This window comes from Tepidicella xavieri (genome assembly GCF_004363315.1).
Classification (GTDB): domain Bacteria; phylum Pseudomonadota; class Gammaproteobacteria; order Burkholderiales; family Burkholderiaceae_C; genus Tepidicella; species Tepidicella xavieri.
On the sequence record NZ_SNYL01000010.1, the window covers coordinates 60317 to 86406 of the forward strand.

Consider the following 26090-nt stretch of genomic DNA (forward strand, 5'->3'; position numbering starts at 1 on the left):
AGGGGGCAAAACCCGGGAAATCCGATCGGTAGCACCCTCAATTTGTCATGGACAGATATGACATCGAACGAGCCGCTGTCTATCACAAAACCGATACGCACCGCTCATCGCGCAGAATGCCGCGTCCGCCAGGCGGCCACTTGGGCGGTGACATCACTGGCGCGCCCCAGCACCCGCACCGGCGGCGGCATGACCTTTCTGTAGAGCACGGCTGCCGCGCCCCCCACCCAGACTTCCACCCCCTCGGGCAGTTGATCAGCCAATTGCCGCAGGCTGTCGAGCACCTCGCGCCGGGACGCATGGGCGCTGAAGCTCAGCGCCACCACATCGACGCCGAGCTGCCGGGATGCGCTGACGATGTCGGGAACCGGCGTGCTGGCGCCCAATGACACCCGCTGGCAAGCCTCCAGCGCGAAAAAACTCTCGGCCATGAGCAGCCCCAACGTGTGGGATTCGGACGGCGTGGTCGTCAGCAGCACCTTGGGGCGCCGCATCAACTCCTGACCGCTGGCCTCCACGGCGGCGATCGCGTCCCGCAAAACGGTGCGCACCGTCTCGGAAAACAGGTGCTCCTGAAACACCGAAACGTCGCCGCGCAGCCACGCATCCCCCACCGCCACGCACAGAGGCGCGACCAGCCGCTCCACCGCCGCCCCCAGGCCCTGGCGCATCACCTCGCGCTGCAAGGCGTGGCGCAGGCGATCGACGTCGTTGCGGCGCAGCCATTCGATCCATTGGGGCTCCAGCGCCGTCGATCCGATGGAATCGACCGGACAAGCAGCCGCTCGCCCGGCGGCCTCATCGCACAACGCTTCCAGCGCCTCCAGCGGCAAGCCCACCACCTTGCCGGGGCGGTGCCCAGCATCCATGAGCCGCTTAATGAGGCGCAGCCGCAGCAATTGGGCATGGTCGTATTGCCGCTCGCCAAAGGCGTCGCGCGTCGGGGTGGGGAAGCCGTAGCGCCGCTCCCACACGCGCAGGGTGTCTTTGCCCAACCCGGTGTCGCGCTCGACGTCGGCAATCGACCACAACACGTCCTTGGGCTCAGGAGAGGCATCCACGGCACATCCCATCGTTGAGGTTTGGGGTTGGACAAAAACTTCACACACGCAGACGAAATGTAGCATACAATTATTTTGTCTAGGACATTTTTAGTCTGACCGGGGGTTTCATGAAAGTCGCCGTCATTGGCTCCGGCATCGCCGGATTGACCGCCGCCTACCGGCTGCGTCAGCAGGCACGGATCACGTTGTTCGAGGCCGCCGACTATTTCGGTGGGCACACCCACACGGTGGACGTCACGTTGCCCGACGCATCGGGCGCGCCCGTCACCCACGGGGTGGATACGGGTTTTCTGGTGTTCAATGAGCGCACCTACCCCCAGCTGATTGCCTTGCTGGCCGAGTTGGGCATTCCCTCGGCGCCTTCGGACATGTCGTTTTCGGTGCAAGTGCCTGCCGCCAGCGGCGGCTCGGGGCTGGAATGGAGCGGCAGCAGCCTGGCCACCGTGTTTGCGCAAAAACGCAATTTGCTCAATCCGCGCTTCTTGGGGATGCTGTCGGATCTGCTGCGCTTCAACAGCCTGTGCACACAAATCGCCACCGAAGGCCGCGACAGCGCCCTGAAGCAGCCCCTGGATGCGTTTCTGGCCCAACACCGCTTCGGCCAGGCATTCCGCGACTGGTACTTTCTGCCCATGCTGGGCTCGATCTGGAGCTGCCCCACCGACCAGATGCTGAAGTTCCCCGTGGCCACCATGATCCGCTTCTGCCACAACCACGGCCTGCTGCAAATCAATGACCGGCCGCAGTGGTTCACCATCCCCGGTGGGGCGCGCCGCTATGTGCAGGCCATGGTGGCGGCGCTGCCCGACGCGCGCCGGTCCACGCCGGTGCGCCGCATCGTGCGCGATGGCACCGGGGCCGTGGTCCACACGGCCGAGGGCAGCGAACGCTTCGATCACGTGGTGTTGGCCACGCACTCCGATCAGGCGCTGGCGCTCCTGGATCGGCCCACGCCGCTGGAACAGGAGATTTTGGGCAGCATCCGCTATCAGCCCAACCTGGCGGTGCTGCACACCGACACCTCGGTGCTGCCCAAGCGGCAGGCGGCCTGGGCCTCGTGGAACTACGAGCGGGCCGCCGACGCCGGACAGGAGTCCACCCGGGTGTGCCTGCACTATCTGCTCAACAAGCTGCAGCCCCTGCCCTTCGCGCAACCGTTGGTGGAAACCCTCAACCCGGTGCGCCCGATCGACCCGCGGCATGTGCTGGCCACGTTTGAATACGCCCACCCGGTGTTCGATCTTCGGGCCATCGAAGCGCAGCAACAGCTCGATCGCATCCAAGGCCGCCAGCGAACCTGGTTCTGCGGCGCCTGGGCCGGCTACGGTTTTCACGAAGACGGTCTCACATCCGGGATGCGCGTGGCGCAGTGGATCGGGACGCTGGCGGACTCGCCCGCGAGGCTGGCGGCATGAACACGACCGCCTGGCCCCACACGCCCACGGCGCTGATCGGCTTCGGTCAAGTTCGGCATACGCGCCTGCGCCCCTCGCGCCATGCGTTCAGCTATCCCACCTGGTTTTTGCTGCTGCCCATGCGCAACCTGGACCGTGGCGCGGCCAGCCAGGGGCTGGCGATCAACCGGCCGGCCGCGATCAGCTTCTATGACCAAGACCATGGCGACGGCCGCGGCCCACAAGCGGGCGGCGCGTGCGCCTGGATGGATGAGCTGCTGCGCACGCACGGCATCCTGGATGCCACGGGCCCCCTGTGGCTGCACACATACCCCCGGGTGCTGGGCTACACCTTCAAGCCGGTGAGCTTCTGGTACGCCCACCGGCCCGATGGCTCGCTGCGCGCCATCGTGGCCGAAGTCAACAACACCTTTGACGAGCGCCATTGCTATTTGCTGGACGCTCCCAGGCTCGGGCAGGAACTGCACGCCAGCAAGTGCTTCCACGTCTCGCCTTTTTGCACCTTGGACGGGGGTTACCGCTTTCGCTTCATGCACGCGCTGCGCGATGGCCAGCCGCGCACCGTGGTGCGGGTGGACTACGACGATGACGACGGCCCGCTGCTGCAAACCAGCGTCAGCGGGACGCTGGCGCCCGTCTGCCCATCCACATTGCGCCGCGCCTTGTGGCGCTACCCGGCCATGACCGCCATGGTGATGGCCCGCATCCACTGGCAAGCCTTGCGCCTGTGGCTCAAAAAAGTGGCCGTGCACCGCAAGCCACCGCCGCCCCAGCGCTTCGTGACCCGCTAAACACCCACTGCAACGACGCAGGAGTCTCGCCGATGAACAGCCTCACCGCCCACTCCCCTGCCTCATTCACCTTGCCGCCCCACGTCCCGCCTGCCGCGCGGACGGTGTTCAAGCTGCTGCGCCACCTGCGCCACGGCACGCTGACCGTTCACCTGCCGGGCGATGGGCACATGCTGGTGGCCGGTGACGGCCAAGGGGAGCACGTCAGCATCCATCTGCGCAACTGGAATGTCTGCGCCCAGGCCCTCAAATCCGGCGACATCGGCTTTGCCGAAAGCTACATCGCCGGCGACTGGAGCACCAACGATCTGCCCGGGCTATTGCGGCTGTTTCTGGCCAACCGGCAGGCCATGGACGCGGTCATCTACGGCACCTGGGCGGGGCGGCTGCTGTACCGCATCAAGCATCTGCTCAACCGCAACACCAAGGCCAACAGCCGCAAGAACATCCACGCCCATTACGACCTGGGCAACGCCTTCTATCGGCTCTGGCTGGATGAAACAATGAATTATTCCTCGGCCTGGTTCGAAAGCGGCCACGACCAGCCGATGCACGAGGCGCAGCATGCCAAGGTGCGCCGGGCGCTGCGCATGGCGGGCGTGCGCCCGGGCGATCGGCTGCTGGAAATCGGCTGCGGCTGGGGCGCGCTGGCCGAAAAGGCGGCCGCCGAGTTCGGCGCCCACGTCACCGGGGTGACGCTGTCCACCGAGCAACTGGCCTATGCCCGCCAGCGCTTGGCCAAGGCGGGCGTGGGCGAGCGCTGCGAGCTGCGTCTGCAAGACTACCGCGACATCCAGGACGCCCCATTCGATGCCATCTGCTCCATCGAGATGGTCGAGGCCGTGGGGCAGGCGTATTGGCCCACGTATTTCGACACCGTGGCGCGACTGCTCAAGCCCGGCGGCCGCGCCTGCATCCAAAGCATCGTGATCCGGGACGAGCACTTCGAGCGCTACCTCCAGTCCACCGACTTCATCCAGCAATACATCTTCCCCGGCGGTTGCCTGCCCTCGCCGACGGCTTTCCGGACGCACGCGCGGCAAGCCGGCCTGCAGGTCGTTGACGAGTTGGCCTTTGGCAAAGACTACGCCGAAACCTGCCGCCGCTGGCGCCGGGATTTCATGGCTCGCCGCGACGACGTGCTGGCGCTTGGGTTCGACGAGCGCTTCCTGCGCATCTGGGAGTTCTATCTGGCGTACTGCGAAGCCGGTTTCGAATCGGGAGACATCGATGTGGTCCAGTTCACGCTCTGTCGCTGAGCGGCGCCGCAGGCGACTGCTCGGCTGGCCGGCGCTGGCCCTGGCGCTGGGCATGCTTGGTTGGGAGGCCAGCGCCAGCAGCCCCCTGCCCCACGGCATGCCTGCCGCGGGCGAAGCCACGCTGCGCTTTCTGGGCATGCAGGTGTACCACGCGCGGCTGTGGGCCGATGCCGATTTCGCCCCGGAACGGCTCGGCGAGCAACCCTTGACGCTGGAACTGGAATACCTGCGCGCCTTCCGCGGAAAAGCGATCGCGGAGCGGTCCATCGTCGAAATGCGCCGCGCCGGTTCATTCACCGAGGAGCAGGCCCAGCGCTGGAACGAGGCCATGCAGCGTCTCTTCCCCGACGTGCGCGCCGGCGACCGGCTCACCGGCGTGCTCCAGCCGGGTCGGGGTGCCGAGTTCCATCACAACGGGCGCCTCCTGGGCCGCATCGACGACCCCACATTTGCCCGCCTGTTCTTCAGCATTTGGCTGGGTCCCAACACGTCGGAGCCTGGCCTGCGCCGCCAGTTGCTGGCCCGCTGGCTCGACGCTCCTCGCTGAACGCCGCTCCGCCCATGGCCACTCGCCCGCCTGCTCCGCCCTTCGCTGCGCCAAGCCCGGCCTTGGGCGCGCGTGCCGGGCTGGCCTACGGCCTGCTGGGTTTGCCATTGGCGTTTGTGGCGCTGCCGCTGTATGTGCACCTGCCGCACCACTATGCCAACACCTATGGCGTGCCACTGGCCGCCTTGGGCGCCTTGCTGCTGATGGCCCGGCTGTTCGACGCCTTGACCGACCCGCTGCTGGGCCGTTGGAGCGACAGCCTGTTTGCCCGCTCGCACCGATGGGTGCTGTGGGTGGGCGCGGTGTCGGCCGGGGTGCTGCTGCTGGGCATGGTGGCCTTGTTCTTTCCGCCGCATGGCGTCCGCGCGCATCTGCCCACCTGGGTGCTGCTGGGCCTGATCGTCACCTACACCGCATTCAGCCAGCTGGCCATCGCGCACCAGTCGTGGGCAGCTCGGCTCGGGGGTGCGCCGGTGTGGCGCGCGCACATCGTGGCCTGGCGCGAAGGCGCGGCGCTGGTGGGCGTGGTGCTGGCCTCGGTGCTGCCCAGCGTGCTGGGCTGGCCCGCCTGGGTGACAGTATTCGGCCTCTTGCTGGCAGGCGCTTGGTGGGCGTGGTGGTGGGCGCCCGTGCCGGCCACACCCCGCGATGTCGCCCCCCCAACCACGACGCGGCCCTGGGCGCAGAGCCTGACCCACCCCTGGCGGCAACGGCCGTTCCGGCGCCTGCTGGGCGTGTTCGTGCTCAGCGGGCTGGCCAGCGCCATGCCGGCCACGCTCGTGCTGTTTTTCATCCAGGACCGCCTGGGCGCGGCCGACTGGGAACCGGTGTTTCTGGCCACCTATTTCGTGGCAGCCGCGGCCTCCATGCCGCTGTGGCTGCGCCGGGTGCGCCACTGGGGACTGGCACGCACCTGGCTGGCTGGCATGCTGCTGGCTTGCGCCACGTTCATCTGGGCCGCCACGCTGGGCCAGGGCGATGTGTGGGGCTTCTGGCTGGTGTGCGCGCTCTCGGGCTTGGCCCTGGGCACCGATCTGGCCTTGCCCAGCGCCCTGCTGGCCGGACTCATTGCCCAGCAGGGCGACCAAGGACAGCGCGAAGGTGCTTATTTCGGCTGGTGGAATCTGGCCACCAAGCTCAACCTGGCGCTGGCGGCTGGTCTGGCGCTGCCCCTGCTCGGCTGGCTGGGCTACGTGCCGGGCCAGCACACCGAAAGCGGGCTGCGCGCGCTCACCTGGGCTTATGCGGTGGTGCCCTGTGCCATCAAGCTCGCGGCGGCGGCTTTGCTCTACGGGTATTTCGCGCGCCATCCCCTGCTGGCCGAAACCGCCCACCCCGCGGCCCTCACCCCAAAGGAGACCCCATGATGCCCCTCTTGCCATCTCGACGCCGCATGCTCGCGCTGGCCTTGGCGACCCTCTCGCTCGGCCTGTCTGGCTGCGCCAGCCAAGACATCCGGCAATACGCCAACGAGCGCCCTGTGCTCGATCTGTCGCAATACTTCAACGGCAAGGTCATGGCCCACGGCGTGTTTCAGAACCGCAGCGGCCAGGTGGTGCGCCGCTTCGTGGTCGAGATGGACGGCCGCTGGGAAGGCCATCAGGGCGTGCTCGATGAGTGGTTCACCTACGCCGACGGCACCCGGGAACGCCGCATCTGGCGGCTGACCAAGCACGAAGGCGGCCGCTACACCGGCACCGCCGACGACGTGGTCGGGCAAGCCGAGGGCCAGGCCGTGGGCAACGCGTTCTTCTGGACCTACACGCTGCGCCTGCCCGTGGACGGCAAAGTGTACGAGGTGCGGTTCGATGACTGGATGTACCTCGTGGACGAGAAGGTGATGCTCAACCGCGCCACCATGAGCAAGTTTGGCATTCGGCTCGGTGAAGTCACGCTGGCCTTCACCAAGGTGGACCCATGAGCCTCAACCCCCGGATCACCGACTGGCACGGACGGCGCACGTGGCTGGTCGGCGCCTCCAGCGGCATCGGGCTGGCCTTGGCCGAAGCGCTGCATGCGCGCGGCGCCCAAGTGATCGTCTCGGCCCGCAACGCCGCCGCCTTGCAGGCGTTTGCCGACACCCACCCGGGCAGCATGGCCCTGCCGCTGGACGTGACCGACGCGCCCAGCCTGGGGGCCGCATGCGCGCGCGTGACCACCCGCGGCCCCGTCGATCTGGTGTGCTACTGCGCCGGCCACTACCACGCCATGCGCGCCACCCAGATCGACACCCACGACCTGCTGCGCCACCAGGCGGTCAACGTCACCGGCGCCCTGCACCTGCTGGCCCCGGTGGTGCAGGCCCTGCTCGTCCAGGGGCATGGACACCTGAGCTTCATCAGCAGCGTGGCCGGTTTTCGTGGACTGCCCAAAAGTCTGGCCTATGGCCCGACCAAGGCCGCCCTCATCAACCTGGCCGAGACGCTGTACCTCGACCTGTCCCCGCATGGGCTGGGGGTGAGCGTCATCAACCCCGGCTTCGTGGCCACGCCGCTGACCGCCCAGAACGACTTCCACATGCCCGCGCTCATCCAGCCCGCCGAAGCGGCCGAGGCCATCTTGCGCGGCTGGGCCCGCGGCGCCTTCGAGATCCATTTCCCCAAGCGCTTCACCGGGCTGCTCAAGCTGCTGCGCTGCCTGCCCTATCCCCTGTACTTCGCGCTCGTGCGCCGCATCACCCAGCCATGAACACCCAGCTCCCGCCCTGTGACCCGGCGCTGCGGCGGCTCATCGATTTTTACGAGCGGCTGCAACCCGCCTCATTGGAACAACTGCCAGCCCTGTATGCGCCCAATGCGCGCTTCAAAGACCCGTTCAACGACATCGTTGGCCCGGCAGCCATCGCGGGCGTGTTCGACCACATGTTCCGCAGCCTGAGCGAACCCCGCTTCGTCGTCACGGCGGCGGTGCAGCAAGGCGATCAAGCCTTTCTCACCTGGCGCTTCCACTTCCGCTTCCAGCGCTTCGACACCACCACCGTGCAAACCATCCACGGGGCTACCCAACTGGTGTTCGATGCGGCAGGGCGCGTCAGCCTGCACCGCGACTACTGGGACGCTGCCGAGGAGTTGTACGAAAAACTCCCAGGCATCGGCGCCCTGATGCGCTGGCTCAAACGGCGGGCGCGGCAGTGAGGCGGGCATGGGCTACCGCGTCGTCTGGTTCAAGCGGGATCTGCGGCTGGCAGACCATGCGCCCCTGGCTGAAGCGGCGCGACAGGGCCGGGTGCTGTGCCTGTACGTGATCGAGCCCAGCCTGTGGGCGCAGCCCGATGCGGCCACGGCCCATTACCACTTCGTGCTGGAAAGCCTGCAGGCCCTGGATGCAGAGCTGCGGCGGCACGGCGGCCAGCTCTGGACCGTGGTAGGCGAAGTGGTGGCGGTGCTGGACCGGCTGCACCATGCGGCCCCGTTCGAAGCCATCCATGCCCATGAAGAAACCGGCAACGCCCACACCTACGCCCGCGATCTGGCCGTGGGCCGATGGTGCCGTGCCCACGGCGTCGGCTGGCACGAATGGCCGCAGTTTGGCGTGGTGCGACGGCTGCGGCACCGCCGGGAATGGCAGGCCCAGTGGGAGGCACGCATGAGCGCGCCGCAGCAGGCCTTGCCAGCGCTGTGGTTTGAGCCACCCCCTTGGCCCGGCGATGCGCCTCCGCCGGCCACCGCGCTGGGCCTGCCGGCCTGCGACGCGCCGCTGCGCCAGCGTGGTGGCCGCCCGCGGGCGCTGGCCGTGCTGGACGACTTCCTGCACGCACGCAGCAGCTGCTACCGCGGCGGCATCTCCTCGCCACTGACCACCCCCAGCGCTTGCTCCAGGCTGTCGCCCTACCTGGCTCAGGGGTGCCTGAGCCTGCGCGAAGTGGTGCAAGCCACCCGGGCCACGCTGGCCGCCCTGCCGGCCGACGCGCAGCGCCAGCGCCTGGGCCTGCAGGCCTTCCACAGCCGGCTGTACTGGCATTGCCACTTCATCCAGAAGCTCGAAAGCGAGCCCGAGCTGGAATGGCGCAACCTGCACCGGGGTTACGACGGCCTGCGCGAAGACGCCTGGAACGCCGAGCATTTCGCCGCCCTCCAGGCCGGACGCACCGGCTGGCCGCTGGTGGACGCCTGCATCGCCATGCTGCGCCAGACCGGCTGGATCAACTTCCGCATGCGCGCCATGCTGGTGTCGGTGGCGGCCTACCCGCTGTGGCTGCATTGGCGCGAAGTCGGGCTCTGGCTGGCCCGCCTGTTCCTCGACTACGAACCCGGCATCCACTGGAGCCAGATGCAGATGCAAAGCGGCACCACCGGCATCAACGCCACGCGGGTATACAACCCCGTCAAGCAAGCGCGTGACCACGATCCCCAAGGCCACTTCGTGCGCCGCTGGCTGCCCGCGCTGCGCCGCGTGCCCGATGCCTGGCTGTTCGAGCCTTGGCGCATGCCCGCGACCGTGCAAGCGCGCATCGGCGTGCGCGTGGGGCATGACATCGCCGTGCCCCTGGTCGATTGGGAAACCGCCAGCCGGCTCGCCAAGGCCCGCCTGCACGAGCGTCGCGCCCAACCCGAAATCCAGCGCCACAACGCCGCCATCGTGGAGCGGCACGGCTCACGCCCCACCATGCCCGGCGCCAGCCGCGACGCCCAGGGCCGCGAGCGCCCGGTGCGCCGCCCGCGCCAGCCCGCAATCCCCGCCACGCAACTCCCCCTGCCCTGGTAAGCCCATGAAGATGCGCCGCAAAGCCGACTTGCCACACAAAACATGCCCCGTCTGCGGCCGCCCCTTCAGCTGGCGGCGCAAATGGGCCCGGGACTGGGAACAGGTCAAATACTGCTCCGAGCGCTGCCGGCGCCGCCCCCCGCATGGCTGAATCATCGCCCACCCTGCGTCTGATCCTCGGAGATCAGCTCAACCCCCTGCACCCCTGGCTGCGCGCGCCGCGCCGTGACGTGGTTCATCTGCTCATGGAGGTGCGGCAGGAAACGGATTACGCGCGCCATCACGCGCAGAAGGTGATCGGCATCTTCGCGGCCATGCGCGCGTTCGCGCAGCAGCTGCAGGCCCAAGGGCACCGCGTGCGATACGTCCGCATCGACGATCCCTCCAACCGCCAGTCGCTCACCGCCAACCTCGACGCCCTGGTGCGGCACTACCGGGCCGCGGCGTTGGAATACCAAAGCCCTGATGAATGGCGGCTCGATGCCCTGCTACGAGACTGGAGCCAGCGCCAATCCATCCCCTGCCGAGCGGTGGACAGCCAGCATTTCCTCACGGCCCGCGAAGAAACCGCCACGCTCTTTGCAGGCCGACAGCAATGGCTCATGGAGCACTTCTACCGCGTGCAGCGCCGCCGGCACCGGGTGCTGATGGAAGGCGCCAAGCCTGCCGGTGGCCGCTGGAATTTCGACGCCGACAACCGCAAGCGCTGGAACGGCACCCCTCCTGAGCCACCCGATACGCGCCCCATCCACGACCACAGCCGCTTGTGGCAAGCCATCGAATCGGCGGGCGTGCAGACCATCGGCCATCCTCAGGCCGAGCAATTTCGCTGGCCGCTGAACCGCACCGAAGCCCTGCAGCAGCTCGACCGTTTCATCGAACACGCCCTGCCCCACTTCGGCGACTTCCAAGACGCCCTCAGCCCGACGCATCACCTGCGGCTGTTTCACTCGCTGCTGTCGCTTGCCCTCAACACCAAGATGCTGCATCCCCGGGAAGTGCTGCAGCGCGCCGAAGCCGCCTGGCAAGCCGGGCACGCCCCATTGCCGGCCGTCGAGGGCTTCATCCGCCAGATTCTGGGCTGGCGCGAATATGTGCGAGGCGTGTATTGGGCGCACATGCCAGGCTACACGGCACACAACGCCCTGCAGCACCAGCGGCCCCTGCCACACTGGTTCTGGACCGGCCAAACCCGTATGGCCTGCATGGCCCAGGCCATCGGCCAGTCCCTGGCGCATGCCTACGCCCATCACATCCAGCGGCTCATGGTCATTGGCAACTTCGCCCTGCTTGCCGGGCTGGACCCGGCCGAGGTCCATCGCTGGTACCTCGGCATCTACATCGACGCCTTCGAATGGGTGGAGGCCCCCAACACCTTGGGCATGAGCCAATACGCCGACGGCGGGCTGCTGGCCACCAAGCCCTATGTGAGCAGCGCCGCCTACCTGCAGCGCATGGGAGCGCCCTGTCCACGTTGCCACTACGACGCGCAGGCCCGCACCGGCGAACGGGCCTGCCCCTACAACGCCCTGTACTGGCACTTCTGGCTGCGCCATCGCCAGCGCTTCGAACACCATCCCCGCATGGGCATGGCATACCGGCAGCTGGACCGCATGGACGCCACCACCCTGCAGGCCCTGCGCCAGCAGGCCGAGCAAACCCTCAATCGCTTGGACGCGCTGTAGCGGCTGGCGGCGCGGCAGCCTCCGCCATGGCCCCCTCCGGCTGGGGCAAGCGCCGGATCAGCACCTCATCGATGCGCCGGCCGTCCAGCCGCAGCACCTCAAAGCGCCAGCCACAGATGTCCACCGCATCCCCCTCGCTCATCAACGCCCCGCTGACCGTCTGCATCAGGCCGGCCACGGTGTTGTAGCGGTCCTTGTCCTCGTCCGGCAAGGCATCGATCTCCAGCCGGGCTTTGAGCTCGTGGGCGGGCATGGCCCCATCGACCAACCACGACCCGTCCTCCCGCGGCGTGGCCCAGGCATCGGCAGGCTGCTCGGGCGAGAGCTCCCCGGTGATCGCTTCCAGCAGATCCAGCGGCGTCAGCAGCCCCTGCACCACGCCGTACTCGTCCACCACGAACACCATGCGCGAAGCCCGGGCCCGGAACTGCTCCAGCAGCTCCATGCCGCTGAGCGTCTCGGGCACGAACACCGGCGCCACCGCATGCCGGTGCCAGCCCTCCGTGGCCCCCTGGGACTGCAGCTCCAGCAAGCGTGCCATGTGAATCACGCCAATCACATCGTCCAGCCCCCCTCGGCACACGGGGTACCACGAATGCCCCCCCTGCTGGGCCTTGTCCAGCGCCACGTCCAGCGGGTCGGCCACGTCCAGCCACTGGATGTCGGAACGGGGCAGCATGATGCTGGCGAGCTGACGGTCGTCCAGCAGGAACACGTTGCGCACCATGCGGTGTTCATGCTCCTCGATGATGCCTGCACCCACCCCCTCTTCCAGGCTGGCGTTGATTTCCTCTTCGGTCACATGCTGCACCGCCCTGTTGTCGATCCGCATCAGCTTCAGAACCCCGTGGGTGGTCACCGACAGCAACATCACAAACGGCTTGGCGGCCTTGGCCACGCCCGCCATGGGACGCGACACCCAACGTGCCACGGTTTCTGGGTACATCTGGCCAATCCGCTTGGGCACCAGTTCGCCGAACACGATGGTCACGAAGGTGATGACCACCACCACAATGGCCGTCGCGGTGACGTTGGCTGTCGTCTGTGGCATGCCCAGCTGACCCAACCAGGCCGCCAAACCGGCGCTGAAAGCCGCCTCTCCCACAATGCCGTTCAGCATGCCGATGGAGGTGATGCCCACCTGCACAGAAGACAAGAACTGGGTCGGGTTGTCCAGCAACTTCAAGGCCGCCACCGCCCCCTTGTCACCACTTTCAGCCATGGCGCTCAAGCGCGCTTTGCGGCTACCGGCCAGGGCCAGTTCGGACATGGCAAACGCTCCATTCAGGAGCGTCAAAAAAACGATTAAGAGAATATCCATAATGCGTGGATGGCACTTTACTTGATTGGCGACGTGCAGGGCTGCGACGGCCCTTTCGAGCGCCTGTTGCAGACGGTGGATTTTTCGCCCAGCCGCGATACCCTGTACCTGCTGGGCGACGTGGTGAACCGGGGGCCGGGCTCGCTGGCCATGCTGCGGCGGCTGATGGCGCTCGGCGACTCGGCGCACTGCCTGCTGGGCAACCACGATCTGCACCTGCTGGCCGTGGCCCACGGCGTGCGCCGGGCCCACCGCAACGACACCCTCGCCCCCATCCTCCAGGCCCCGGACCGGGAGGCGCTGCTCCACTGGGTGCGGCAGCGCCCGCTGGCCCTGCAGCGCCATGGCTGGCTGCTGGTCCATGCTGGCGTGTTGCCCCAGTGGAGCGCCGAGCAGACCCTGGCCTTGGCGCAAGAAGTCAGCCAGATGCTGCGCGGCCGCGACGGCCCGCAATGGCTGCAACAGATGTACGGCAACCAACCCGACCACTGGCGCGACGATTGGCCCGAGGCCGACCGCTGGCGCGTCGTGGTCAACGCCCTGACTCGGCTGCGCTTCTGCAGCGCCAGCGGCGTGATGGAATTCGCCACCAAGGACAGCGCCGAGGCCCCGCCGGCAGGCTTCATGCCGTGGTTCGATGTGCCCGGCCGGCGCACGGCCCACACCCCCATCGCATTCGGCCACTGGTCCACCCTGGGGCTGCTGCAGCGGCCCCATCTGCTGGCTCTCGATACGGGCTGCGTCTGGGGAGGCTGCCTCAGCGCTGCCTGTCTGAGCCCAGACGGCTCTGTGAGCGACATCGTGCAGGTGCGCTGCCCGCAAGCCCAGGCGCCTGGGCAGTGAATCGATCGGCGAGCCACTGCCTCCATTCAGGGGGAGGTGTCGGCCGTGTCTGTCACCGGGGGCTTGAACAGCGCCGGCACCTTGCGCCGCGGCCGGATATAGGCCGACAGCCCCTTGCCCACCGGCGCCTTGGACGGCTCTTCCCATGAGGGCTTGACATCCGGGGGCAGGCCCGGCTCATAAGGCTGGTCGAACAGGGGATCGGCCGGCGGCGCAGCCCGGCGACCGCGCTCGCGGCGCGCCTCTGCCGCACCACGCTCGTCGTGCCACAGCCGCTGCCCGTCGTTGATGCGCCCGGCCGGCCCACCGAAGCGGCGGCGATCGGTCTCCAGCTCCAGCGGCTCGACTTCCGCTTTCTTGCCAATCAGCTTTTCAATGTCGGCCAGCAGCTTGGCGTCTTTGCCGCTGACAAAAGAAATCGCCAGCCCCGAAGCGCCGGCCCGACCGGTGCGGCCGATGCGGTGGACGTAGTCCTCGGCGTTGAAAGGAATATCCACGTTGAAGACGGCCGGCACGTCCTTGATGTCCAGGCCACGGGCAGCCACATCGGTGCAGACGAGCAATTCCACCTCGCCCTTCTTGAAGGCTTCCAGCGCCTTGAGCCGCTCGTCCTGGCTCTTGTCGCCGTGCAAGGCGGCCGTGTTGAGGCCATCACGCTCCAGTGCCCGCGCCAGCCGCGCGCAGCCCAGCTTGCTGTTGACGAACACGAAGGCTTGCTTGACGTCGTGCTCGCGCACCAGTTGCTTGAGGGCCTGCCGCTTGTCGTCCTCCTCCACCCGATAGAACCGCTGCTCGATGGTGGAGGCCGTGGCGTTGGATCGCGCCACTTCGATGGTGACGGGATTCTGCAGGTAGCTGTTGGCCAGCCGCTTGATCTCGGGCGAGAAGGTGGCCGAAAACAGCAAGGTGGTGCGCTGCTTGGGCAGATAGGACAGAATGCGCTGCAAGTCCGGCAGGAAACCGATGTCCAGCATGCGGTCCGCTTCGTCCAGCACCACGTATTCCACCTGATTGAGCACGCAGTTCTTGGCCTCGATGTGGTCCAACAAGCGGCCCGGCGTGGCCACCAGGATTTCCACCCCTTTCTTCAGTTCGGCGGTCTGGGGCTTCATGTCCATGCCGCCAAAGACCACGGTGCTGCGCAACTGGGTGTACTTGGCGTAGAGCCGGATCTGCTCGGCCACTTGGTCGGCCAGCTCGCGTGTGGGCAGCAGCACCAGCGCCCGCACGGGATGCCGCGCCGGCGAGGTGGAAGCGTTTTCGTGCTTGAGCATGCGCTGCAACAGCGGCAACGAAAAGGCTGCCGTCTTGCCCGTTCCGGTCTGGGCCGCGCCCATCACGTCGCGCCCCTGCAGCACCACAGGGATGGCTTGCGCCTGAATCGGCGTCATGGTGGTGAACCCCATCTCCGCGATGGCGCGGGCCAGGGGTTCAGCCAGAGAAAGTTCGGTAAATGCTTGTGTCATCGAACTCCGTATTGTCGCACCAAGGCGCTTACGGCGTGTGACAAGCCACCGGCAGGGGTCGGATCACGCGTACGCCGGCGCCTGCGCGCTGGTGGGGCGGCCTTGAAAATCCGTCCAGCAGCGGCGGGTGAAATCGTAGAGCTTGCACTTGCGTGCCGTCTCGAAATACCAGCGCCAGCTGAACCGCTGGATGATGATGCGGCCAGGCAGCATGTCTTCCAGCTTCTTCTGCGCCTCTTTGAGCTTGTACAGGGGCACGCTCATGTCCACATGGTGTGCCGTGTGCTCCATGATGTGGTGCATCAGCGCGCCCAATTTCCAAGGAAATTGCAGATGCACCGTCGTGGAAACGAAAGGCGCGGCCTTGGCCCAAGCCTGTTTGTCGTTGTGCCACTGCACGCTGGTGTGGGTGTGGTGCACATAGACCACGAACCCGATCATCGCGTTCCAGAACAGGAAAGGCACCACGAAGCCCATGCCCACCAGCATCCAAGCCGACTGCCCCGTGGCCCAAGCGGCCCAGACCAGCCCCGCCACCCACAGCACGGCCACGGCCGAGACGAACACCCCGTCCCAAACGAATTCGGCACGCCGCGTGCCCATGTACGTCTTGCGCGGGAAGAACATGCGCAGCCACCACATCTCGATGAGGTAATACAAGGCCGGCCCCCAGCCACTGCGGTAGATGCGCTCCAGCACGCGGCGGGCCGGCGACAGCGCATCGAACTCCTCTTTGGTCAGCGGCGCCCAGACGAAGTCCACGCCCTTGAGGTTGGTGTACCCGTGGTGCACCACGTTGTGCCCCACTTCCCACAGGCTGTAAGGGGTCAGCGAAGGAACCATGGCGATGCGCCCCAGAATGCGGTTGAGCCCACGGTGCGGGGTGTAGCTCTGGTGGCAGGCGTCATGGCCGATGATGAACAGCCGCCCAATGGTGAAACCGGCCGCCAGGCCACACAACAGCTTGGCCCACCAGGCTTGCAGCAGCACCGTGCCGGCAATGAAAGCCGAGAAGATGACCCAGTCGAGCACCAGCAGGGCGATGGCCACCGCCGTGCGCCGCTCGGCCAGGGGCGTGAGCCAGCCACGGATCACCTTCCGATGCGGCATGGGCGCATCAGGAGCAATGGGCGCAGGCTCAGCCTCGACGGAAGCTGCAACGGACGGGGTGGCGGCAGGCGTGGGCGGCACAGGGCCGCTGCGTTGTTCTTCGGGGGTGTACATGAGGGAATCGGGCTCTGTGAGGGAAAACGCGGCTCAACCGGGCTGCCGGGATGGTAACGACTCGGCCGGCGCGACGCTTTGACCCATGTCAAACGCCGGCCCGCCCTGTAAGCCTAGGCATTGATCAGGTTCTTATCTATAATACTGGGTTTTGCTGGCAACATCCACAAACATCGAAGGAAACCCATCATGGCAACCAAGCCGAAGAAAAAGAACCCGCGCCTGGCCTCCGGCCGCAAGCGCGCCCGTCAGAACATCAAGCTCAACGCCGCGAACTCCTCGCTGCGTTCCAAGTACCGCACCGCCATCAAAAACGTGGAAAAAGCCGTGCTGGCCGGCGACAAGGCCAAGGCCACGGAGCTTTTCGCCAAGATGCAGGCCGTGGTGGACACCATCGCCGACAAGGGCATCTTCCACAAGAACAAGGCCGCTCGCGACAAGAGCCGCCTGTCTGCCAAGGTCAAGGCCCTGGCCGCCGCCGCGGCCTGATACAGCCGCTCGCCCGGGCCCAATCGGGCCCGCCGTTTGATCCGGGTGCGCTGCCAGCAAACCCCCAAAATGCCGCCCACCGAGGCGGCATTTTTCATGGCCCGCGCCCGGGCCATGCCTCGCGGCCGCGGGCGTTTATTCAGGCTGTGGGGGCGACTGAGGCGACTGGGCCGGCTCGTCGGGCAGCAGACAGGCCTCGACGATCTGCAGATCGTTGTCGCGGGCGAAATTGAGCACGAAATCCCAAGCCATCACGTCGTAGTCGCGCAGCGCCCGGTTGACGACCACGCACTTGACGCCATTGATGACTTGCGGCAGACACCATGGCGAATAGCCCAGATGTGCCCCCGGCGCCTTGCCCGCCGGATGGAACTGGCTCATCACGCCGCACAAGCGCTCGGCCCAGTCGCTGGGACGAAACACCTTTCCGCTGTGGGTGATCCCCTGGATAAAGACTTCTTTGGCGCTGGAGGAGACCATCGGGTGGAGGCCTGTGAGGCGGTGGACACGGGCGTTGCCCAGGGATCGCGGGATCGCCGCGATGCGACAACAGAATTCTATCTTATATAAGAGTTGGCACACGGGTTAACCCCAGCATGGCCCCACGCCATCGCACGGATGTGCCTTGGGGTGGACCTACAATGTTTCATTGCACAGGCCATGTGGCCATCCGTTTCCGACAACCCGGGCCAGCCCCGTTACACAGGACACCGCCATGTCTCATACCGCTCCGGTCGAACCCCATGTGATGAACACCTATGGCCGCGTGCCCATTGCTTTGTCTCACGGCAAGGGCTGCCGCGTGTGGGATGTCAACGGCAAGGTCTATCTGGATGCCCTGGCCGGCATCGCCGTCAATACCCTGGGCCATGCCCACCCGAAGCTGGTTCGGGCGTTGCAGGACCAAATCGGCAAGCTCATCCACATCAGCAATTACTACTACCACCCCGCCACCGAGGAGTTGGCCCGCATGCTGGTGGAGCGTTCGGGTCTGACGAACGTGTTTTTCTGCTCGACCGGACTGGAAGCCAACGAGGCTGCCTTGAAGCTGGCCCGCAAATACGGGCATGACAAAGGCATCGACAAGCCGCAGATCGTGGTTTATGAAAAAGCCTTCCACGGCCGCTCCATCGCCACGCTCAGCGCCACCGGCAACCCCAAGGTCCAGGCCGGCTTCGGCCCGCTGGTCGAAGGGTTCATTCGCGTGCCCATCAATGACATCGAAGCCATCCGACGGGCCACGGCCAACAACCCCAATGTGGTGGCCGTGTTCTTCGAGGCCATCCAAGGCGAAGGCGGCGTCAATCCGCTGACGACCGACTACATGCAGCAGGTCCGCGCCTTGTGCGACACCCACGACTGGCTGCTCATGATCGACGAGGTGCAATGCGGCATGGGCCGCACCGGCAAATGGTTCGCGCACCAGTGGGCCGGCATCCAGCCCGATGTGATGCCGCTGGCCAAGGGGCTGGGCTCGGGCGTGCCCATTGGCGCGGTGGTCGCCGGGCCCAAAGCGGCGCACATCTTCCAGCCCGGCAATCACGGCACCACCTTCGGCGGCAATCCGCTGGCCATCCGGGCCGGCCTGGAGACCATCCGCATCATGGAGGAGGAGGGCCTGCTGGACAACGCCGCCAAGATGGGCTTTCACCTGCTGTCCACGCTGGCCGCGCAGCTCATGCATGTGCCCGGCGTCAAAGACGTGCGCGGCAAGGGCCTGATGATCGGCATCGAGCTGGACCGCCCCTGCGGCGCGCTGGTGCAACGCTGTGCCGAAGCCGGGCTGCTGCTGAGCGTGACGGCCGACAACGTCATCCGCATGGTGCCGCCGCTGATTCTCTCGGGCGCCGAAGCCGACGAGATCATCGCCATCCTCGTGCCCCAGATCAAAGCCTTCCTGGCCGATACCCCCAAGGCCTGAGCCCGATTCCTGACCTACGCTCCATGTCCGCTTCCATCACACCCCCCGTGCCCGTGCGGCACTACCTGCAGTTCAAGGATTTCAGCGCCGAGGAATACGCGTACCTGTTTGCGCGCGCCTGGCTCATCAAACGCAAATTCAAAACCTACCAGAAGCACCACACCTTGACCGACCGCACGCTGGCCATGATTTTCGAGAAAGCCAGCACGCGCACCCGCGTCAGCTTCGAAGCCGGCATGTACCAGCTCGGCGGCAGCGTGGTGCACCTGACCACCGGCGACAGCCAGCTCGGCCGCGCCGAGCCAATCGAGGACAGCGCCCGGGTCATTAGCCGCATGACCGACATCGTCATGATCCGCACCTTCGGGCAGGAAAAGATCGAGCGCTTCGCGGCCCATTCGCGGGTGCCCGTCATCAACGGCCTGACCAACGAATTCCACCCTTGCCAGATCCTGGCCGATCTGTTCACCTGGCTGGAATACCGCGGCCAGCGCCCAGACGGCACGCTCGATGTCGATGCCCTCAAAGGCATCACCGTGGCCTGGGTGGGCGACGGCAACAACATGGCCAACACCTGGCTGCAAGCCGCTCAAATCCTGGGTTTTCGGGTGCACATCAGCACCCCGCGCGGCTACGAGGTGGACCCGGCGGTGGCGGGCGTGCCGCGCGGCGATTTTTGGCAGGTGTTCGACAACCCGATGCAAGCCTGCCGCGGCGCCGACCTCGTCACCACCGACGTGTGGACCAGCATGGGCTTCGAGGCCGAAAACGAAGCCCGCCAAAAAGCCTTTGCCGCCTGGTGCGTCACCCCCGAGATGATGGCCGTGGCCAAGCCTGAAGCCCTGTTCATGCACTGCCTGCCCGCCCACCGGGGCGAGGAAGTGGCCGCCGAAGTCATCGACGGCCCCCAATCCGTCGTCTGGGACGAGGCCGAGAACCGCATGCACGTGCAGAAAGCGCTGATGGAATACCTCCTGCTCGGCCAGCTATGACCCACGCGGTCGGGGTTCGATCATGAGTGAATGTCAACGCTGCGGCGCCTGCTGCGCCTGGTGCCGCGTGGACTTTTCCCTCTACGAGCGCGAGGACGCCGGAGGCCGTGTGCCGGTCGGGCTGACCGTGGAGGTCAACGGCACCACGGTGCGCATGCGCGGCACCGATCACTGGCCTCCGCGCTGCGCGGCCCTCAGCGGCCGGGTGGGCCAATCGGTGGGCTGCAGCATCTACGAATGGCGCCCCTCGCCCTGTCGCGAATTCAGCGAGGGCAGCGACGCCTGCACCCGTGCCCGGGCGCGCCACGGGTTGCCGCCAGTGCCAGGGGCCGAGCCAGGCTGAGCCCATGTCAGCCGCCTCCGTGTTCGACGTCATCATCATTGGCGCCGGTGCTGCGGGCCTGTTCTGCGCTGGCGTGGCCGGCCAGCGTGGGCTGAAGGTGCTGCTGATCGACCACTCGCCCAAGGTGGCCGAGAAAATCCGCATCTCCGGCGGCGGGCGGGCCAACTTCACCAACCGCGATCTGGACCCGCGCCAACCCCACAAGCATTACCTGAGCGAGAACCCGCATTTTTGCCGCTCGGCCCTGTCGCGCTACACCCCTGCCGATTTCGTGAGCCTGCTGCAGCGCCACGGCGTGCCGTTTCACGAAAAGCACAAAGGCCAGCTGTTTTGCGACCGCTCGGCACAAGACCTCATCGACGTGCTGCTGCGGGAATGCGCCGCTGGCGGCGTGACCCGCTGGCAGCCTTGCGCGGTGCAGGCGGTGCGGTTTTCCGATGCCGAGGCCGCCACCCGCTACACGGTGGAGACCGACCGGGGCCCCGCCCACGCGCCGGCTTTGGTCGTGGCCACCGGCGGGCTGCCCGTGCCCAAGATCGGCGCCACCGACTTTGGCCTGCGCGTGGCCCGGCAGTTTGGCCTGAAGGTGGTCGAACCCCGGCCCGCCCTGGTGCCCCTGACGTTTGAACCCTCGGCCTGGGCGCCGTTTGCCCAATTGTCGGGGCTGGCGCTGCCGGTGCGCATCGCAACCGGCGACAAATCACAGCGCCAGTCTTTCGATGAAGACCTGCTGTTCACCCACCGCGGGCTCAGCGGGCCGGCCGTGCTGCAAATATCCAGCTACTGGCGGCCCGGCGCGGCGCTGCGCATCGACCTGCACCCCGAGGCCGCCCTGGAGCCGCTGCTGCTGGCGGCCAAAGCCCAGGCATCACGTAAACAACTGCCCAACGAACTGGCCCGCCACTTGCCGCAGCGCCTGGCCGACACCTGGACCGCCACCCGCGCCGACTGGCAGCGCCCCATCAACGAAACGCCGGACAAGGCCCTGGCCCAGTTGGCCGACAGCCTGCACCGCTGGGCGCTCACCCCCTCGGGCACCGAAGGCTATGCCAAGGCCGAGGTGATGGCCGGCGGCGTGGACACGCGGGAGCTGTCCTCGCAAACCATGGCATCGCGCCAGCCGGGGCTGTACTTCATCGGCGAAGTGGTGGACGTGACCGGCTGGCTGGGGGGCTACAACTTCCAGTGGGCCTGGGCCAGCGCCTACGCCTGCGCCCAGGCGCTGCCTGGCGTACTGCGCTGAGCGCGACGACGCTCAGCGCTTGCGCCCCACCTTGTCCAGCGCCCGCTCCAGCCGTTCGCACAACAGACGCAGCACCTCGATGCGCGCCCACAGCTTGTCGTCGGAGGCGACCACATGCCACGGCGCCACCTGCGTGGAAGTGCGGTCGATCATTTGCTCGACGGCGCGTTCGTACAGCGGCCACTTCTCGCGGTTGCGCCAGTCCTCTTCGGTGATCTTGTGGTGCTTGTGCGGCGTCTGCTCGCGGGCGTGGAAACGGCGCAACTGCTCATCGGGCGTGATGGCGAGCCAGAACTTCACGATGACCGCGCCCGCCTCGCTGAGTTGCTCCTCGTATTCGTTGATTTCGGCATAGGCCCGCGTCCAGTCAGCGGTGCTGCAAAACCCTTCCACCCGCTCCACCAGCACCCGGCCGTACCACGAGCGGTCGAAGATCACCGCCTTGCCGTGGCCCGGGATGTAGCGCCAGAAACGCCACAGATAGGGCTGGGCCCGCTCGTTTTCGTTGGGCGCGGCCACAGGCACCACGCGGTAGAAACGGGCATCAAGCGCCTGGGTGATGCGGCGAATGGTGCTGCCCTTGCCGGCCGCGTCCATGCCCTCGAACACCATCACCAGCGAACGGCGGCGCATGCGCGGGTCGCGGCTGAGCAGCGCCAGCCGCCCCTGCCAGGTCTCCAGCGCATCGGCATACGCCTTGCGGGTCAGGCGCCGCTCATAGTCCTGCACCGCCAGCAGCCCTTGCTCGCCCAGCGCTTTGGCCGGCACGCGGCGCTCAGGCCGGCCTCGGGCCGGCTTGGGCCGGGTCACGGCGTGCGTCAAGGCATCGAGCAAATGCTGTCCCGCCTTGAGCGAACGATAGGCCGGATCGCTGCCGTCGATGACGATCCAGGGCGCTTCGGCAATGCTGGTCTTGCGCAGCGCCTCCTCGCTGACCTGCACGAACCGGTCGTAATGTCGCAGATTGGCCCGCTGCTGCGGCGTGACGCGCCAGGCCGTCTTGGGGTCGGCCTCCAAAGCTTTCATGCGCGCCTTGGCCGTTTTCTTGGACAGGTGAAACCACAGCTTGAGCAGCACCACCCCTTCGGCCACCAGCATCCGCTCGAACTGCCGAATGCGCTCCAGCCGGTGGGCAAAGCGGTCGTGCGTCTGCGCTTCGCGCACATGGGCCTGGATCGGATCGGTGTACCAAGAGCCGAACAAAATGCCGATGTGCCCTTTGGGTGGCAGCACTTGCCAAAAGCGCCACATCTCGGGGTGTTGTCTTTCAATTGGCGTCATCGGGCCGAACGCCTCGGTGCGGATGTGGCGCGGATCCATCCATTCGTTGAACAAATTGACCGTCTCGCCCCGCCCGGCGCCATCGACCCCGTTGACCAGAATCACCACCGCGCTGCGGGCGTCTTGCAGCAGCCGGTACTGGGCCTGGAGCAATTCCCGTCGCAGGCGCGTGGACGCCTCTTTCCAGCGCTGCTTGTCCACCCGGTGCCCGATTTCGGCCGATTCAAACATCGCCTGCCTCCTGTTTTTGTGTTGCGTCCCCCGCAACTGTAGCCCGAAAACCCCTTCCGCAAACTGACAACCTGTCGCTATAATCAAGAGCTTTGCTGGCAAAACCCCGTCGGCCGTGATCACCTGATGACGGGGACAACTTGCCGCGGCACGGGTCCAGGGCCCGATCTTCCCCGGGCACCGGCGCGGCGCATTTCGGAAACCATTAGCTAATGACCACCATCCGCGTAAAAGACAACGAACCTTTTGACGTCGCCCTGCGCCGCTTCAAGCGCACGATCGAGAAGCTGGGCCTGCTCAACGACCTGCGCGCCCGCGAGTTCTACGAGAAGCCGACCGCCGAGCGCAAGCGCAAAAAGGCCGCCGCCATCAAGCGCCACTTCAAGCGTGTGCGCTCCATGCAGCTGCCCAAGCGCCTGTACTGATCGCCGGAACACCCCCTGCACAGCCCGCTCGAGGACGCTCCGGCGGGCTGTGTCGTTTCGGCACGCCTTGTCCCTGACACGCCCCCCGGATGCGGAGCCCCACCGAGATGCCTCTGAAAGACCAGATCACCGACGACATGAAAGCCGCCATGCGGGCCAAAGACGCCGCTCGCCTGGGCACCATTCGACTCCTGCTGGCGGCCATCAAGCAACGCGAAGTCGATGAGCGCACGACGCTGGACGACGCGGGCGTCATCGCCGTGGTAGACAAACTGCTGAAACAGCGCCGCGATTCCGTGGCCGCTTACCGCCAAGCGGGCCGGGAAGACCTGGCCGCCCAGGAGGAGGCCGAAGCCGCCGTGCTCCAGGGCTATCTGCCCGCCCGGCTGGACGCCGCCGCCATCGCCGCGGCCGTGCAAGACATCGTCGCGGCCCTGACGGCGGAACTGGGGCGCCCCCCTGCGCCGGCCGACATGGGCAAAGTGATGGCACAGGCCAAAGCCCGCCTGGCGGGGCAAGCCGACATGGCCGACGTGTCAGCGGCCGTCAAGGCGGCGCTGGCCCGCTGAGCGTCCCACTGCCCCGCACCGCATGAACCCCCTGGCGGCCACGGCCCCTGTCGGCGTATTCGATTCCGGCGTGGGCGGCCTCTCCGTGCTGCGCGAGATCCACGCGCAGCACCCGGCCGAGCCGCTGATCTACGTGGCCGACTCGGGCCACGCCCCCTACGGCGACAAGCCCGTTGATTTCATCGAGGCGCGTGCGCAGCGGTTGATCGAGCACCTGCGGGCCTGTGGGGCCAAGGCCATCGTGGTGGCCTGCAACACTGTGACCGGCCTGGTCATCGAACGGCTACGGCAGCACCACCCGCAACTGCCCATCGTGGCCATCGAACCGGCCGTCAAGCCGGCGGCACAGGCCACCCGAAGCGGCGTGGTGGGCGTGCTGGCCACCCGCCGCACGGTCGCCAGCCCCGGCTTGGCACGCCTCGTGGACACCTATGCACAGGGCCGGCGCATCCTGCTGCAAGCCTGCCCGGGCTGGGTGGAACTCGTCGAGCAAGGCTTGCTCGACGGGCCACAGACCGAAGCGGCCGTGGCCGCCTACGTGGAGCCGCTGCTGGCCCAGGGGGCGGACACGCTGGTGCTGGGCTGCACCCACTACCCGTTTCTGGCCCCCGTCATCCAGCGGCTGGCAGGCGCCGACGTGCGCGTCATCGACCCGGCCGCTGCCGTGGCGCGCGAGTTGGGCCGCCGCCTGCAGCACGCGGGCCTGGCCGCGCCCGCCGGCGGCCCTGCGGCCTCGGTGACCTTCTGGACCAGCGGTGACGTGCAGCAGGCGGCCCGGGTGATGCAAACGCTGTGGGGCCAGCCGGTGCGCCCCCGGCCACTGTCCTAAAGCAGCGGCCCGAAGCGCTACCTCAGCTGCCCGCCACCTTCATGCGGCCAATCAGCACCGACCCCACGTTCTTGGCGCCGTAAGCATACTCATCGGCACCCACGGCCTCGATGCCCAGGAACATGTCCTTGAGGTTCCCTGCGATGGTGATTTCTTGCACCGGGTAGGCCATCTGCCCGTTCTCCACCCAAAAACCGGCCGCGCCGCGCGAATAGTCCCCGGTCACATAGTTGACGCCCTGCCCCATGAGTTCGGTCACGAACAGCCCGGTACCGAGCTTGCGCAGCATGGCATCAAGGTCGTCTCCGGGCTGGGTCTGCCGGCTGCGAAGGTACAAGTTGTGCGAGCCGCCGGCATTGCCGGTGGTGCGCATGCCTAGCTTACGGGCCGAGTAGGTGGACAGGAAGTATCCCTTGACGCAGCCGCCGCTGACGACTTGCCGCGCCACGGTGCGCACGCCTTCGTCGTCGAACGGCGCGCTGCCCTTGCCACCAATGATGAGCGGGTCCTCGTACAGATCGATGTGCGGCGCAAACACCTGTCGCCCCAGGCTATCGACCAAAAAACTGGTGCGGCGGTACAAGGCGCCACCGCTGACCGCCTGCACGAAGGCCCCGAGCAAGCCCGCGGCCAGCGGCGCCTCGAACAGCACCGGGCACTCGGTAGTGGCGATTTTGCGGGGCTTGAGCCGCGCCAAGGCCCGGCGCGCCGCGTACTCCCCCACGGCTTCGGGGCTCGCCAGATCGCGCGGATTGCGCTGCGAGCTGAACCAGTAATCGCGCTGCATGCCAGCCCCTTTGCCCGCGATGGGCGCCACCGACAGGCTGTGCCGCGAACTGGCGTAGCCGCCCCGGAAGATGCCCTGCCGGCCGCGCTCCCCGCCGCGCATGTGCTCGGTGTAGAAATGCGACTGCTGCGCCGAGACGCCTGCGCCTTCGCTGTTGGTGATGAGCCGGCTGGTGGCAAACGCCGCGGCTTCGCAGCGCAACGCCATCTGCGCCGCCTCCTCGGCGCTGATGGCCCAGGGGTGAAACAGTTCCAGATCGGGGTACTGGTCGGCCACGTCCTGCTCGTCGGGCAGGCCGGCCACCGGGTCCTCGGCGGTGAAGCGGGCAATGTCGTAAGCGGCCTGCACCGTCTGCCGGATCGCCTGGGGGGAGAAGTCCGACGTGGACGCATTGCCCCGCTGCTGCCCCCAATAGACCGTGATGCCCAGCGATTTGTCGCGGTTGCGCTCCACGTTCTCCAGCGCGCCTTTGCGCACCGACACGCTCAGCCCCGCCCCTTCCGAAACCTCGACCCCGGCATCGCGCACGCCCAGCTGGCGCGCATGGCTCAAGGCCAGATCGGCCAAGGCCTCGAATTGGGATGGGGTGAACTGGAAACCGGATTCGGGCGCATCGCCGGTCTGGGCGGGGGCGGTCAAACGTGTCTTTTTCATGCTGGCG

Annotated in this window: 27 protein-coding genes; 20 read left to right on the forward strand and 7 right to left on the reverse strand. The window is 67.0% G+C overall.

Features of this window, described 5'->3' with window-relative positions; genetic code table 11:
• Positions 1–104 precede the first annotated feature (104 nt).
• Entirely contained in the window at positions 105–1061 is a 957-nt protein-coding gene (locus DFR43_RS09425) for a MerR family transcriptional regulator (RefSeq protein ID WP_211338632.1), read from the reverse strand.
• Between the two features lie 110 nt (positions 1062–1171).
• Between DFR43_RS09425 and DFR43_RS09430 the strand changes: the two genes are divergently transcribed.
• The 11 genes from DFR43_RS09430 to DFR43_RS09480 are packed head-to-tail and all read left to right on the forward strand — an operon-like array spanning position 1172 to position 11465.
• The gene (locus DFR43_RS09430; RefSeq protein WP_133597991.1) at positions 1172–2479 is read left to right on the forward strand and encodes an NAD(P)/FAD-dependent oxidoreductase; all 1308 of its coding nucleotides are present in this window, start codon (positions 1172–1174) and stop codon (positions 2477–2479) included.
• Positions 2476–3270, forward strand: coding sequence for a DUF1365 domain-containing protein (locus DFR43_RS09435; protein WP_133597993.1), 795 nt, complete (start codon positions 2476–2478; stop codon positions 3268–3270). The genes DFR43_RS09430 and DFR43_RS09435 overlap by 4 nt, the downstream gene beginning before the upstream one ends.
• Before the next feature lie 32 nt (positions 3271–3302).
• Positions 3303–4529 carry an SAM-dependent methyltransferase gene (locus DFR43_RS09440; protein ID WP_133597995.1) on the forward strand — a complete coding sequence of 409 codons (1227 nt, stop codon included), beginning with the start codon at positions 3303–3305 and terminating at the stop codon, positions 4527–4529.
• Entirely contained in the window at positions 4501–5076 is a 576-nt protein-coding gene (locus DFR43_RS09445) for a chalcone isomerase family protein (RefSeq protein WP_245988888.1), read from the forward strand. The genes DFR43_RS09440 and DFR43_RS09445 overlap by 29 nt, the downstream gene beginning before the upstream one ends.
• Before the next feature lie 14 nt (positions 5077–5090).
• The gene (locus tag DFR43_RS09450; RefSeq protein WP_133597996.1) at positions 5091–6443 is read left to right on the forward strand and encodes an MFS transporter; all 1353 of its coding nucleotides are present in this window, start codon (positions 5091–5093) and stop codon (positions 6441–6443) included.
• Complete coding sequence (locus tag DFR43_RS09455) at positions 6440–6997, forward strand: DUF3833 domain-containing protein (RefSeq protein WP_133597998.1); 558 nt, start codon at positions 6440–6442, stop codon at positions 6995–6997. Before DFR43_RS09450 ends, DFR43_RS09455 begins: the two co-directional genes overlap by 4 nt.
• A complete protein-coding gene (locus DFR43_RS09460; protein ID WP_133598000.1) occupies positions 6994–7764 on the forward strand; it encodes an SDR family NAD(P)-dependent oxidoreductase in 771 nt (256 codons plus the stop codon). Before DFR43_RS09455 ends, DFR43_RS09460 begins: the two co-directional genes overlap by 4 nt.
• The gene (locus DFR43_RS09465; RefSeq protein ID WP_133598002.1) at positions 7761–8210 is read left to right on the forward strand and encodes a nuclear transport factor 2 family protein; all 450 of its coding nucleotides are present in this window, start codon (positions 7761–7763) and stop codon (positions 8208–8210) included. The genes DFR43_RS09460 and DFR43_RS09465 overlap by 4 nt, the downstream gene beginning before the upstream one ends.
• A 7-nt stretch (positions 8211–8217) precedes the next feature.
• Positions 8218–9780, forward strand: a complete 1563-nt coding sequence (locus DFR43_RS09470) for a cryptochrome/deoxyribodipyrimidine photo-lyase family protein (protein ID WP_133598004.1) — start codon at positions 8218–8220, stop codon at positions 9778–9780.
• 10 nt (positions 9781–9790) lie between these two features.
• Positions 9791–9931 carry a DUF2256 domain-containing protein gene (locus DFR43_RS09475; protein ID WP_425471085.1) on the forward strand — a complete coding sequence of 47 codons (141 nt, stop codon included), beginning with the start codon at positions 9791–9793 and terminating at the stop codon, positions 9929–9931.
• Complete coding sequence (locus DFR43_RS09480) at positions 9924–11465, forward strand: cryptochrome/photolyase family protein (RefSeq protein ID WP_133598008.1); 1542 nt, start codon at positions 9924–9926, stop codon at positions 11463–11465. The genes DFR43_RS09475 and DFR43_RS09480 overlap by 8 nt, the downstream gene beginning before the upstream one ends.
• On the opposite strand, the gene DFR43_RS09485 is transcribed toward DFR43_RS09480, so the two are convergent.
• Entirely contained in the window at positions 11443–12786 is a 1344-nt protein-coding gene (locus DFR43_RS09485; protein ID WP_133598011.1) for a hemolysin family protein, read from the reverse strand. The genes DFR43_RS09480 and DFR43_RS09485 overlap by 23 nt on opposite strands.
• 9 nt (positions 12787–12795) lie before the next feature.
• Between DFR43_RS09485 and DFR43_RS09490 the strand changes: the two genes are divergently transcribed.
• Positions 12796–13629, forward strand: a complete 834-nt coding sequence (locus DFR43_RS09490; RefSeq protein ID WP_133598013.1) for a symmetrical bis(5'-nucleosyl)-tetraphosphatase — start codon at positions 12796–12798, stop codon at positions 13627–13629.
• A 26-nt stretch (positions 13630–13655) separates the two neighbouring features.
• Here the strand turns inward: DFR43_RS09490 and DFR43_RS09495 are convergent, their stop codons facing one another.
• Together DFR43_RS09495 and DFR43_RS09500 are read right to left on the reverse strand one after the other, a co-directional pair.
• Positions 13656–15095 (reverse strand): DEAD/DEAH box helicase, encoded by a 1440-nt coding sequence (locus DFR43_RS09495; RefSeq protein WP_133598015.1) that lies wholly within the window; start codon positions 15093–15095, stop codon positions 13656–13658.
• A 63-nt stretch (positions 15096–15158) separates the two neighbouring features.
• On the reverse strand, positions 15159–16319 hold the full coding sequence (locus DFR43_RS09500; protein ID WP_133598017.1) for a fatty acid desaturase: 1161 nt from the start codon (positions 16317–16319) through the stop codon (positions 15159–15161).
• 186 nt (positions 16320–16505) lie between these two features.
• Between DFR43_RS09500 and rpsT the strand changes: the two genes are divergently transcribed.
• On the forward strand, positions 16506–16808 hold the full coding sequence (rpsT, locus tag DFR43_RS09505; protein WP_133598081.1) for a 30S ribosomal protein S20: 303 nt from the start codon (positions 16506–16508) through the stop codon (positions 16806–16808).
• Between the two features lie 135 nt (positions 16809–16943).
• Here the strand turns inward: rpsT and DFR43_RS09510 are convergent, their stop codons facing one another.
• Positions 16944–17288 (reverse strand): DUF3579 domain-containing protein, encoded by a 345-nt coding sequence (locus DFR43_RS09510; RefSeq protein WP_133598019.1) that lies wholly within the window; start codon positions 17286–17288, stop codon positions 16944–16946.
• Between the two features lie 235 nt (positions 17289–17523).
• On the opposite strand from DFR43_RS09510, the gene DFR43_RS09515 reads away from it, so the two are divergent.
• The 4 genes from DFR43_RS09515 to DFR43_RS09530 are packed head-to-tail and all read left to right on the forward strand — an operon-like array spanning position 17524 to position 21307.
• On the forward strand, positions 17524–18729 hold the full coding sequence (locus DFR43_RS09515; protein WP_133598021.1) for an aspartate aminotransferase family protein: 1206 nt from the start codon (positions 17524–17526) through the stop codon (positions 18727–18729).
• Between the two features lie 23 nt (positions 18730–18752).
• Positions 18753–19721 carry an ornithine carbamoyltransferase gene (gene argF, locus DFR43_RS09520; protein WP_133598023.1) on the forward strand — a complete coding sequence of 323 codons (969 nt, stop codon included), beginning with the start codon at positions 18753–18755 and terminating at the stop codon, positions 19719–19721.
• Positions 19722–19743: 22 nt separating this feature from the next.
• On the forward strand, positions 19744–20064 hold the full coding sequence (locus DFR43_RS09525) for a YkgJ family cysteine cluster protein (protein ID WP_133598025.1): 321 nt from the start codon (positions 19744–19746) through the stop codon (positions 20062–20064).
• A 4-nt stretch (positions 20065–20068) separates the two neighbouring features.
• Complete coding sequence (locus tag DFR43_RS09530) at positions 20069–21307, forward strand: BaiN/RdsA family NAD(P)/FAD-dependent oxidoreductase (protein WP_133598027.1); 1239 nt, start codon at positions 20069–20071, stop codon at positions 21305–21307.
• A 12-nt stretch (positions 21308–21319) separates the two neighbouring features.
• Here the strand turns inward: DFR43_RS09530 and pap are convergent, their stop codons facing one another.
• Positions 21320–22819: a polyphosphate:AMP phosphotransferase gene (pap, locus tag DFR43_RS09535; protein WP_133598029.1), complete on the reverse strand. Its 1500-nt coding sequence runs from the start codon at positions 22817–22819 to the stop codon at positions 21320–21322.
• 212 nt (positions 22820–23031) lie between these two features.
• Here pap and rpsU point away from each other — a divergent pair, with 212 nt between their 5' ends.
• The 3 genes from rpsU to murI all read left to right on the forward strand — a co-directional run bounded on the left by rpsU (position 23032) and on the right by murI (position 24642).
• The gene (gene rpsU / locus DFR43_RS09540; RefSeq protein WP_133598031.1) at positions 23032–23244 is read left to right on the forward strand and encodes a 30S ribosomal protein S21; all 213 of its coding nucleotides are present in this window, start codon (positions 23032–23034) and stop codon (positions 23242–23244) included.
• A 107-nt stretch (positions 23245–23351) separates the two neighbouring features.
• The gene (locus tag DFR43_RS09545) at positions 23352–23813 is read left to right on the forward strand and encodes a GatB/YqeY domain-containing protein (RefSeq protein ID WP_133598033.1); all 462 of its coding nucleotides are present in this window, start codon (positions 23352–23354) and stop codon (positions 23811–23813) included.
• Between the two features lie 22 nt (positions 23814–23835).
• Entirely contained in the window at positions 23836–24642 is an 807-nt protein-coding gene (murI, locus tag DFR43_RS09550; RefSeq protein ID WP_211338633.1) for a glutamate racemase, read from the forward strand.
• Positions 24643–24664: 22 nt separating this feature from the next.
• Here the strand turns inward: murI and pmbA are convergent, their stop codons facing one another.
• Entirely contained in the window at positions 24665–26083 is a 1419-nt protein-coding gene (gene pmbA / locus DFR43_RS09555; protein ID WP_133598035.1) for a metalloprotease PmbA, read from the reverse strand.
• Between the last annotated feature and the right edge of the window lie 7 nt (positions 26084–26090).

Bases quoted from the DNA above. Each gene is read 5' to 3' on its own strand.
- DFR43_RS09470 (WP_133598004.1), top strand. From the start codon at position 8,218: ATGGGCTACCGCGTCGTCTGGTTCAAGCGGGATCTGCGGCTGGCAGAC.
- DFR43_RS09510 (WP_133598019.1), bottom strand. From the start codon at position 17,288: ATGGTCTCCTCCAGCGCCAAAGAAGTCTTTATCCAGGGGATCACCCAC.
- DFR43_RS09430 (WP_133597991.1), top strand. From the start codon at position 1,172: ATGAAAGTCGCCGTCATTGGCTCCGGCATCGCCGGATTGACCGCCGCC.
- murI (WP_211338633.1), top strand. From the start codon at position 23,836: ATGAACCCCCTGGCGGCCACGGCCCCTGTCGGCGTATTCGATTCCGGC.
- pmbA (WP_133598035.1), bottom strand. From the start codon at position 26,083: ATGAAAAAGACACGTTTGACCGCCCCCGCCCAGACCGGCGATGCGCCC.
- DFR43_RS09445 (WP_245988888.1), top strand. From the start codon at position 4,501: ATGTGGTCCAGTTCACGCTCTGTCGCTGAGCGGCGCCGCAGGCGACTG.
- DFR43_RS09480 (WP_133598008.1), top strand. From the start codon at position 9,924: ATGGCTGAATCATCGCCCACCCTGCGTCTGATCCTCGGAGATCAGCTC.
- DFR43_RS09485 (WP_133598011.1), bottom strand. From the start codon at position 12,786: ATGGATATTCTCTTAATCGTTTTTTTGACGCTCCTGAATGGAGCGTTT.
- DFR43_RS09460 (WP_133598000.1), top strand. From the start codon at position 6,994: ATGAGCCTCAACCCCCGGATCACCGACTGGCACGGACGGCGCACGTGG.
- DFR43_RS09500 (WP_133598017.1), bottom strand. From the start codon at position 16,319: ATGTACACCCCCGAAGAACAACGCAGCGGCCCTGTGCCGCCCACGCCT.
- DFR43_RS09525 (WP_133598025.1), top strand. From the start codon at position 19,744: ATGAGTGAATGTCAACGCTGCGGCGCCTGCTGCGCCTGGTGCCGCGTG.
- DFR43_RS09450 (WP_133597996.1), top strand. From the start codon at position 5,091: ATGGCCACTCGCCCGCCTGCTCCGCCCTTCGCTGCGCCAAGCCCGGCC.
- DFR43_RS09490 (WP_133598013.1), top strand. From the start codon at position 12,796: ATGGCACTTTACTTGATTGGCGACGTGCAGGGCTGCGACGGCCCTTTC.
- DFR43_RS09440 (WP_133597995.1), top strand. From the start codon at position 3,303: ATGAACAGCCTCACCGCCCACTCCCCTGCCTCATTCACCTTGCCGCCC.
- argF (WP_133598023.1), top strand. From the start codon at position 18,753: ATGTCCGCTTCCATCACACCCCCCGTGCCCGTGCGGCACTACCTGCAG.
- DFR43_RS09475 (WP_425471085.1), top strand. From the start codon at position 9,791: ATGCGCCGCAAAGCCGACTTGCCACACAAAACATGCCCCGTCTGCGGC.
- DFR43_RS09455 (WP_133597998.1), top strand. From the start codon at position 6,440: ATGATGCCCCTCTTGCCATCTCGACGCCGCATGCTCGCGCTGGCCTTG.
- DFR43_RS09545 (WP_133598033.1), top strand. From the start codon at position 23,352: ATGCCTCTGAAAGACCAGATCACCGACGACATGAAAGCCGCCATGCGG.
- DFR43_RS09465 (WP_133598002.1), top strand. From the start codon at position 7,761: ATGAACACCCAGCTCCCGCCCTGTGACCCGGCGCTGCGGCGGCTCATC.
- rpsU (WP_133598031.1), top strand. From the start codon at position 23,032: ATGACCACCATCCGCGTAAAAGACAACGAACCTTTTGACGTCGCCCTG.
- DFR43_RS09495 (WP_133598015.1), bottom strand. From the start codon at position 15,095: ATGACACAAGCATTTACCGAACTTTCTCTGGCTGAACCCCTGGCCCGC.
- DFR43_RS09515 (WP_133598021.1), top strand. From the start codon at position 17,524: ATGTCTCATACCGCTCCGGTCGAACCCCATGTGATGAACACCTATGGC.
- pap (WP_133598029.1), bottom strand. From the start codon at position 22,819: ATGTTTGAATCGGCCGAAATCGGGCACCGGGTGGACAAGCAGCGCTGG.
- DFR43_RS09435 (WP_133597993.1), top strand. From the start codon at position 2,476: ATGAACACGACCGCCTGGCCCCACACGCCCACGGCGCTGATCGGCTTC.
- DFR43_RS09530 (WP_133598027.1), top strand. From the start codon at position 20,069: ATGTCAGCCGCCTCCGTGTTCGACGTCATCATCATTGGCGCCGGTGCT.